This window comes from Acidobacteriota bacterium (genome assembly GCA_012517875.1).
Taxonomy (GTDB): domain Bacteria; phylum Acidobacteriota; class JAAYUB01; order JAAYUB01; family JAAYUB01; genus JAAYUB01.
In genome coordinates this window covers 1-8891 of record JAAYUB010000131.1, presented here as the reverse complement: position 1 = coordinate 8891, position 8891 = coordinate 1, and the positions used below count along the sequence as shown (strand labels likewise).

At 68.0% G+C, this 8891-nt stretch carries 9 protein-coding genes and 1 tRNA gene; 4 read left to right on the top strand and 6 right to left on the bottom strand.

Annotation, left to right across the window (positions count from 1 at the left end; all coding sequences use genetic code 11):
• The 4 genes from GX414_13495 to GX414_13480 all read right to left on the bottom strand — a co-directional run.
• The coding region (locus tag GX414_13495; protein NLI48114.1) for a hypothetical protein at window positions 1-857 on the bottom strand (857 nt) is incomplete at its 3' end.
• The gene (locus tag GX414_13490; GenBank protein NLI48113.1) at window positions 854-2377 is read right to left on the bottom strand and encodes a hypothetical protein; all 1524 of its coding nucleotides are present in this window, start codon (window positions 2375-2377) and stop codon (window positions 854-856) included. The genes GX414_13490 and GX414_13495, both read right to left, overlap by 4 nt.
• Before the next feature lie 274 nt (window positions 2378-2651).
• Entirely contained in the window at window positions 2652-3311 is a 660-nt protein-coding gene (locus tag GX414_13485; protein NLI48112.1) for a DUF4097 domain-containing protein, read from the bottom strand.
• A 101-nt stretch (window positions 3312-3412) separates the two neighbouring features.
• The gene (locus tag GX414_13480; protein NLI48111.1) at window positions 3413-3946 is read right to left on the bottom strand and encodes a DUF615 domain-containing protein; all 534 of its coding nucleotides are present in this window, start codon (window positions 3944-3946) and stop codon (window positions 3413-3415) included.
• A gap of 255 nt (window positions 3947-4201) precedes the next feature.
• Here GX414_13480 and GX414_13475 point away from each other — a divergent pair, with 255 nt between their 5' ends.
• A complete protein-coding gene (locus GX414_13475; protein NLI48110.1) occupies window positions 4202-5371 on the top strand; it encodes an FprA family A-type flavoprotein in 1170 nt (389 codons plus the stop codon).
• A gap of 626 nt (window positions 5372-5997) precedes the next feature.
• On the opposite strand, the gene GX414_13470 is transcribed toward GX414_13475, so the two are convergent.
• Window positions 5998-6073, bottom strand: a tRNA-Arg gene (locus GX414_13470).
• A gap of 357 nt (window positions 6074-6430) precedes the next feature.
• Here GX414_13470 and GX414_13465 point away from each other — a divergent pair.
• Entirely contained in the window at window positions 6431-7603 is a 1173-nt protein-coding gene (locus GX414_13465; protein NLI48109.1) for a hypothetical protein, read from the top strand.
• On the opposite strand, the gene GX414_13460 is transcribed toward GX414_13465, so the two are convergent.
• Entirely contained in the window at window positions 7600-7845 is a 246-nt protein-coding gene (locus tag GX414_13460) for a dodecin domain-containing protein (protein ID NLI48108.1), read from the bottom strand. The genes GX414_13465 and GX414_13460 overlap by 4 nt on opposite strands.
• 61 nt (window positions 7846-7906) lie before the next feature.
• On the opposite strand from GX414_13460, the gene GX414_13455 reads away from it, so the two are divergent.
• Together GX414_13455 and GX414_13450 are read left to right on the top strand one after the other, a co-directional pair.
• Entirely contained in the window at window positions 7907-8167 is a 261-nt protein-coding gene (locus tag GX414_13455; protein ID NLI48107.1) for a hypothetical protein, read from the top strand.
• 23 nt (window positions 8168-8190) lie between these two features.
• A partial coding sequence (locus GX414_13450) for a hypothetical protein (protein NLI48106.1) occupies window positions 8191-8891 on the top strand: 701 nt, incomplete at its 3' end.

The following is an 8891-nucleotide window of genomic DNA, read 5'->3' as shown; positions in this document are numbered from 1 at the left end:
CGGTTGATGGCCAGCGAGATGGCCTGCCGCACGCGGCGGTCGGCCAGGGGATTGGTGCGGGGATCGCCCCCGACGTTCAGGTTGAGACAGGTGACGGAGGAGCCGTGCCAGGCCGCGACGGCCAGGTGGTTCTGCCACTTGACGCGCTCCTCATCGGCCGCGGCCAGGTCGGAGTCCAGGTCGATGCGCCCGTCGATGAGCGCCTGGGCGCGCTGTTGGTCGTCGATGATGAACCGCCAGGTGACGGCCTGGAATTCCGGCACCGGCCCGTGGTACTGCGGGAAATACTCCGCGGATAATTCCTGGCGGGGAATGTAGCGGGTCATCATGTAGGGGCCGGTGCCCCGGATGTCCCGCTCCGGTCGGAACCCCGCCGGGATGATGCTCACCAGGGCCAGCATCCGGATCAGGACCGGCTGGGGGCGCCGGGTGATGATCACGACGGTCCGGTCGTCCAGCTTGCGCACCTGGTGGACCACGGCGAGCATGGTCCGGAACACGGAGTCCGGATGGGTGCGCGCCCGGTCCAGGCTGTACACCACATCCTCCGGCGTCAGCGGCCGGCCGTCGTGAAACCGGACATCGCGGCGCAGGGTGAACACCCAGGTTCGTTCGTCGGGATTGTTGTACCCGTCCGCCAGGACGGGCACGACCTTCAGATGGGGATCGAAGCCCATCAGCCCCTCGTACATGTTGCTCAGGATCGAGGCGGTGACGCCCTCGTCCTGCGTGTGGGGATCCAGGCTCACCGGCCCGCTGGCCATGCCGATGACCAGCGCCGGCGGCGGCTCGGGCGCGCAGGCGGCGAGCACCGGCACGAGGACGGCAGCCAGGATAATCGTGATCTGTTTGCTCATGGCGCCGGCCGGCGAACCTCCTTGGCCAGGATGCGCATGTCGAGGCGCGGTTTCCACACCACCGCCGGCGAAACCCCGTAGATCTGGTCCTCCACGAAGAGCGGCACACGGGGCATGTCCTGCATGATCATCACCATGAGCCGTTGCATGGTATGGAGCCGCTGCGGCTGGTTCAGCAGCCCGCCCAGTGTTTCGATCATCCGGTCCACGTCCGGGTTGCTGTAGCGGCCGCGGTTGTCCCGGCCGTAAACGCCCGTGGTGGTATGGAACAGGTCGTCCATGAGATCGGACGCGTCACCCGAGGTGGAGTTGAAGCCCGCCAGCCAGAACGGGGCGGTGTCCGCCGCCGCCCAGAAGGATTGCCGGTCCCGGATGTCCAGCTCGAGCCGGATGCCGGCGGGGGCCATCTGCCGCTGCAACTCCTCGCCGAGTCGCGCCCGGACGCCCGATATCATCAGGGTCAGGGCGAGGCCCTTGGAATGGCCGGCCCGGGCCAGGAGCGTGCGGGCCTTGTCCGGGTCATACGGGAGGTCGGGGAGCGACGGATGGAAGCCGAACACGGCGTGAGGCACCATTTGGTTGGCCGGCTGGCCGAAGCCCAGCAGGATCCGGTCCACCAGCCGGTGGCGGTCGATGGCCAGGGCCACAGCCTCGCGGACCTCGCGCCGGTTGAACGGCGGCCGGGTGGTGTCCATCACCAACTGGCGGATCGCCATGCCGGGCCGGTTCTGTATCATGCTCTTCTGCTGCGGATTGCGCTCGATGTCCCGCGCCAGCTCGGGGCTGATGTCGGAGACGATGTCGGCCCGGCCGTCCAGCAGCATCTGGACGGCCTCGGTGGGGCTGGTGTACCGGGTGATGGTGAGCCGTGTGAAGGCGGGCGCCCCGCCCCAGTATCCATCCCAGGCGGTCATCCGGATGGACTCGCCGGTCGCGGACTCGAACTTGTAAGGCCCGGTGCCCACCGGCTGTCGGGCGAACGCCTCGGGACCCACCTGCTCCAGGTGGCGGCGGGGGAGGATGAAGGCGTTGGTGAGCTTGTGCAGCAGGATGGGGCTGGGCTGGGCGGTGACCACCTTGACCGTGTCGTCGCCGGTGCGGGTGATGCTGGCGATGGTGGAACAGTTGCTCTTCAGGGCCGAGGTGGGATGGCTGCGGGCCCGCTCGAGGGAATAGACCACGTCGTCGGCCGTCAGCGGGCTGCCGTCATGGAACCGGACCCCGGCGCGGATCTTGAACAGCCAGGTCAGATCGTCGGGATTCTCCCAGCTCACGGCCAGCAGGGGGGTGATCTTCATGTCGGCGTCGAAGCCGGCCAGACTCTCGAACATGTTCATGAGGACCGAGTTGGTGATCACCTCCTCGCGGGTGTGCGGCATGAGGGTCAGGGGCAGGCCCCGGTGGGCGATCACCAGTTCGTTTTTTTCGACGGCGGGCGGGGCGCAGCCCGAAGCCAGCAGCAAGATGAACACCGCACCCAACGCCAGGGTCCCAATGCCGCGGTGTGTGTCGCCTCTCATGGATGTCTCCCGGCAGGCAGTGTCCGCATCGCGTTCACGGTTGGGGTGCGCCCACCCGCTCACCCGAAGCCCCGGTGGCGGTGTGGCTGCGCGCAGCCAGTCGTCGTTATTGGTCTGAGTCTAGCTTAGTCCGCGGGAGGGGTCCTGTCAATCGCCATGATGGGCGATCGCGGGTGGGGCGGACGCCCGGTCCCGGGAGGACCGGGCGCCTGAATCGACCGGTGATAGGCGGCGGCCGGCCGGTGAAGGTGCCGGGCCGCGCGGCCGGACCGGATCACTTCACGGTGATGTTGCCGCTGACGGAGTTGAGCTTGATATGGCCGCGCCCCGACCCCAACTCGCCCCGGAGCTGGGTGGAGACGAAGGAATCGCTCTTCTCCATCCGCGCCAGCGTCTGCCGGCAGGAGATCTTGCCGCTCAGGGTGTTGGCGTGGAACCGGGCGTCGGCCCCGCTGCCGAGGTCGAGCTCCAGATCGCCGCTGACGCTGTTGAGGGCGAGCTGGCCGGCATAATCCGCCGTGCAGCGGGCGGTGATTTGACCGCTCACGGTGTTCAGCTTGAGATTCCCCTCCACGCCGTCCGTGGACAGGTCACCGGAGACGGTGTTGCCCTTGAGCGTGGCGGTGCGGGGCAGGTACACCTCGAAATGGACGGCGCCGTGGCCGTCGCAGACGGTGCTGTCGTGCTTTTCGTTGATGCGGAGCCAGCCTTCCCCTTGCTCGAACTCGGGCTGGACGTAATCGCCGACGATCTCGGCCTTCACCCGGACTTCGTCGGAACGGTCCCAGGCAATGACCGTGATGTTGCCGGCCACCGTGTTGATCTTGACGGACACATCCTCACGGACGGTGAAGGATTTCTCCACCACCGCCGCCGGGATCGCCGCGGTCAGGGCGACCGCCAGAATCGCAACCATCAGAACATAGCGTGTCATGGGTCTTCCTCCCGAAGTGGATTTGCCCGTTGGACGGCGGGCGCGGGGAGGAAGGTTGCACGCCTGGGGACGGGAAACAGGCGCAGCGCCGGGAATGCCGGTCAGTCCGGCTCGTCGCCGGGCGGCTCCAGATCAGCTGCGGTGACGGCCCGGAGCCGGCGGAACAGGGCGCGGCCGGCACCGGCGGGTTTTCCGTCGCGCCGCTCCCGCTGGGCGGCCAGCACCAGCCGGCGCAGCTCCTGCCGGTCGGCGGTCGGGTGCGCGGCCAGGAACTCGTCGAGCGACGGGTCACCCGCTGCGACGAGGCGCTCGCGCCATTCCTCCAGCCAGTGGAACCGGGCGGCCTCGCGGCGGGCCGCCTGACCGTCCTGCGCCGCGAGTTGGCGGAGGGGTTCGGCCTCGGGCTCCAGGAGCAGCCGGCGCAGGTAGCGCTGGTGCCGGCGGCGGGCGCTGAAGGCGGAGATCCGGCGGCCTTCCCCGATGGCCAGGCGCAGGGGCTCGGGCAGGCCCAGGCGGTCCACCGCCGCCGGGTCGAGCCGGAGCACGCGCTCCACCACGGGATCGAGGGCCTGCACCTCGCGCTTGCGCTGCGAGCGGCTGGGCGGGCGGGGGTCGTCGGGTGGCTTGGGCTTCATGCGCCTCCGGCTGATGCCTTGCTGGACGCGAATATTATGGCGCAAGTGCGGCGGCGGACCAACGATTTTTGCGATCGATCGGCCGCCCGCGAGAACGATCCGCGGTTTACAGAACTCTTGAGGGAGGGTAGAATACTTTGTTCACCGGCCTGCATCTAACGTGTCGACCGTGTCTGTGATCCGGATGTCCGCCACCCGGTGGGGTGAGTCCCGCCCGGCCTGGGCAGGTGGCCGAAATTTTAGGAGGTCAGGAGCATGAAACCGAGACGAATCCGTGACGGCGTGCTGTGGATGGGCGCGGTGGACTGGAACCGCCGGCTGTTCGATTCGCTGATCCCGCTGCCGGACGGCACCAGCTACAACGCCTACCTCGTGCAGGGCACGGAGAAGACGGCGCTGCTGGACACGGTGGATCCGCCCATGGCCGACATGTTGGAGCGCCAGTTGGCCGGCGTCGACCGGATCGATTACGTCATTTCGCAACACGCCGAACAGGATCACTCGGGCACCATCCCCTGGGTGCTGACCGAATACCCCGAATCTACCTTGCTGTGTTCCGCCAAGGCGGCGCCCATGCTGGTGGATCATCTGGGTGTTCCCGGGGAGCGGATCCGCGTCGTCACCGATGGCGAAACCCTGGCGCTGGGCGGCAAGACCCTCCGCTTTGTGTACACCCCCTGGGTGCACTGGCCCGAGACCATGGTCACGCACCTGGCCGAGGACCGCATCCTGTTCTCGTGCGACTTCTTCGGTTCCCACCTGGCCACTTCCGAGTTGTGTGCCGGCGACAACCCGTACGTCCTGGACGCGGCCAAGCGGTACTACGCCGAAATCATGATGCCGTTTCGCAAGCAGATCCAGAACAACCTGAAGAAGGTGCGGGCGCTCGAGTTCGACCTCATCGCACCGAGCCATGGCCCGCTGTTCGACCAGCCCGAGCGGATTCTCGCCGCTTACGAGGACTGGGTCTCGGACCGGGTGGCGAACCTCGTGGTCATCCCGTACATTTCGATGCACGGGAGCACCGAGATCATGGTGGACTACCTGCTGGCCGCGCTGGCGGAGCGGGGCGTGCGGGTGGAGAAATTCGACCTGTCCGTCACCGACATCGGCAAGCTGGCGATGTCGCTCGTCGATGCGGCAACCATCGTGATCGGCACGCCCACGGTGCACATCGGTCCCCACCCCAGTGTGTTCGCGGCCACCCACCTGGCCAATGCGCTGCGGCCCAAGCTCAAGTACGCCGCAGTCATCGGCTCCTACGGCTGGGGCACCCAGGCGGCGGAGCAGATCGCGGGGCTGATCCCCAACCTGAAGGTGGAGGTCCTCGGCACCGTCATGTGCAAGGGCGTCCCGCGCGACGAGGCGTTCGCGGCCCTCGACGCCCTGGCCGCGGCCATCGGGGAGAAGCACGCGGCGCTGTAATGTTGTCGGCGCGCCGCCGACGCCGCCCGAGCCGAAACCAGACCGGCATCCTTACCGGTTGAATCGCCTCGGTGCGTCTTGCCGGGGCGATGATGCCGCCCTGGCCGTTCTGCGAGTTCACCTGGAAGGCATGGCGCGGCAGCCGGAGCGCCTCCATGTTCCGAACGGCCTGGATCTCCCGCCGGACCTGGTCCAGCTTGAAGAACAGCGCCTGGGTGCCCGCCGAAAATCCTCCCGGCTCCTTTCGGCCGATACGATGAGCCGGGCCAGCATCTCCTGCTGCCGGTCCAGGACCTCGCGCGTCCGGCGCAGTTCCTGGAGCAGCTCATGACGCGGTTCTCGGTGCGGATTGTGGCAGGGTTGCACAACATCCGGGGCATCACGGAGCGGTTCGTCGGGCCTGCCTGCCTCCCGGCTCGCGCCGTCTGCTGTTTGTGGATGACAACGCCTCCAGCACAGAATCGCCCCGCCCCCGGTCAAGATGTTTCCGCCGCAACCGGTCTCCCCGGAAACAATTAATCACGGCACCGGGATTGTGAGACACACGGAACCGGACACTGATGTCACGGGTGATGGTGCGAGAGGGGAAAAAGGCCAACGGCCCGCTGATGCGGGCCGTTGATAAGTGGTACGCCTGGCGCGAATCGAACGCGCGACCCCTGGTTCCGGAGACCAGTGCTCTATCCCCTGAGCTACAGGCGCAAATAGAGAAGCCCTTTTACCACGATCGAGGCCGACGGGTCAAGACGAGAGTTGGGAGTTGGGAGATAGGAGTTGGGGTGGCACAGGTTCCAGGTTCTCAGGTTTGCACGTTCAAAAGTTCCAGGTTCGAGAACCTGATCCGGCGTATTCGCTGACTCGCAACAACGGGCGAATTCAGATCCGGTGAACAATTCAATAAAACACAAGTGCGCCTTGCGCCTGTGCGGTGTGGCGTGATGACCTCCGCGCGCCGGCCGCCCGGCGAGACCCGGCTTGCCCCGGGCGGTGGAGTGATAGTATGATGAAATTCCCCGATGAAGGAATCCGGCGGATCCGTGGGGCGATGGGAGACGTGCGATGCCCGACATTGTCATCCTGACGGCCCGGTTCGGCAACGGCCACTTCAGCGCCGCCGCCAACATCGCCGAGGCACTCCGCCTTGAGCGGCCCGACCTGAGCGTGGCGATCACCGACGCCTACGACGCCGTGCAGCCATGGCTCTACCGCCTGCTCCAGCGGCTGTACCGGCGGGTGATGAACCGCCACCCACGGATCTGGCGCCTCTTTTTCCTGCTGGTGAGCCGCCGCGGCGCCGCCGCCGGCGCGGCGCTGCGCAACCGCCGGATGCGGGCGTTTTTTACCACGTTTGTAGAGCGCTTCCAGCCGAAGGTGGTGATCACCACCTACCCCATGTACAGCGCGGCGCTGGGTCGGCTGTACGGCGATGGGCCGGCGCGCCCGTTCCGCGTCGTGTCGGTGGTCACCGACTCCATCACCATCCACCCCACCTGGACCGAGGGGCCGTCGGATCTCTACCTGGTGGCGGATGAGTTGACCGCCGCCCATCTGGTTCACGGCGGGATTCCTGCGGAGACTGTCCTCGTGACGGGATTCGCCGTGCCGCCGGCGTTCGCAGAGAAGGCACAGGCCGCGGCGGCCGCCGCTCCCGTCGCCGCCGGCGGGACCGCAGCGGCTGGTCCTCGGATCCTCCTGCTCCCCAACCTGCGGCGACGGGAGCTGTTCGAGGTGCTCGCGATCCTGGGGAGCCGGCCCAAGGCAAAGCTGGTGTTGTCGATGTTCAGCCGCAAGGAGCTGATTCCGGCGACGGAGCGGTTCGCGCGGACCCTGCCTGCCGCCGTGGAAGTCCACTCGTGGATTCCCGACGTCAGCCACAAGCTGTTTGACATGGACTTGGTGGTGACCAAGGCCGGGGGCGCCCTGGTGCACGAGGCCATCGCGGCCGCGTGTCCCATGGTGCTGGCCCAGGTCACGCCGGGGCAGGAGGAGGGGAATGCCCGCCTGGTGGAAGCCATGGGCCTGGGGCTGGTGGCGCCCGATTACCGGCGGCTGCGCAAGGCGCTGGCGTTCCTGCGCGATACGGATTTCGGTGCACTGCCGGCCATGCGCCGCAACCTGCAGGCCATGCGGCGCCTCGACGGCGCCCGGCGCATCGCCCGAGTGGCCGCCGCCATCGCCGGCGGAGCCGAGCCGCCGGCCGCCGCCGCCGGGGAGCGCACCGCCCGGGGCTAGTCGATCTCGAACGCCAGTCGCATCACCACCTGGTATTCCACTACCTTGCCGTTGACGATCCGGCCGCGCATCTCGGCCACCTCGAACCAGTTCAGGTTGTGCAGCGTCTTGGAGGCCTTGGCGATGGCGTTGTCGATGGCCTGCTGGTAGCCCTCGGTGGAGACGGCCGCTACCTCGATCCGCTTGAACACCTTTTCGTGGCCCGTCGGCACGGCGTCATGCTTGCCCTTGTTCTTGCCCATATGCACTCCTTCGGCGACAATATCGGTCGGGTCTATCGTACCACAAGCCGCCGGAGGAACCGTGGCCGGGATGGTCCTGATCCGCATCGTTTGGAACCTGGTCGTCGGCGTCTGGCTCGTGATCGCCGCGCTGCGCTTCGATTACTGCCAGTACCGTCGGTTGGGTCGGCGGATGTTCAGCCTCTCGCGCGAGAAGTGGGATTTTTCTCCCCTCGAGCGACTGTGGCTGCGCCGCTTCCTGCTGGCCCTTGTGGCGGGACTGCTGGGCAACGCCGTGATCGCCGGCGTGGAGCTGATCGCCATGGCGGCCGGGGCGCCGTGACAACTTTCGGACGGGGGGTGAGTGTGGAATCGCGTCGAGGGAACATCGAGATTGTCGCCACCGTGGGGCCGGCGAGTGCAGACCCCCGCACGCTGGCCGCGCTCCGGGCGGCGGGGGCGGACGCATTCCGCCTGAACCTGGCCCACGCCTCGCCGGAATGGCTGGCACGCACGGTGGACGCCATCCGCCGCTCGTCGCCCGAAGCGGCGGAAGCGCAGCTCATCGCCGATCTGCCGGGGCGCAAGCCGCGGACCGGCGCACTGGAGCGGCCGCTGACCGTCCGGCCCGGCGACGCGGTCTGGCTGGGAGCCGTGGCGGCGGCTCCCGCCGGCGTCGTGGCGGTGCCGTTCGACCTCGACGCGGTGGACCCGGCGCCGGCAACGGGCGACACTGTCCGCCTGCGCGACGGGCAGGTCCGCCTCGTGGTGGGCGAAGTGGAGCGGGACGGCCTGCGGGCGGACTGTCTTGACGCGGGTGAGCTGACCAGCCGTATGGGCGTCACCTGGGGCGACGGCGAGGCGCGGTTGCGCGCGGCAGTGTGGACGGGGGCGCTGGCGGCGTGCTGGGAGCTGGGCGTCCGCAGGTACCTGGTCTCATACTGCGACGGCCCGGCGGACCTGGCGGCGGTGGCGGCGCGGCTCCCCGCACCGGCACAGCTGATACCGAAGATCGAGACCGAGGCGGCTGTGGACGCTGCAGCGGCGCTCATCGCCGCGGCGGCATG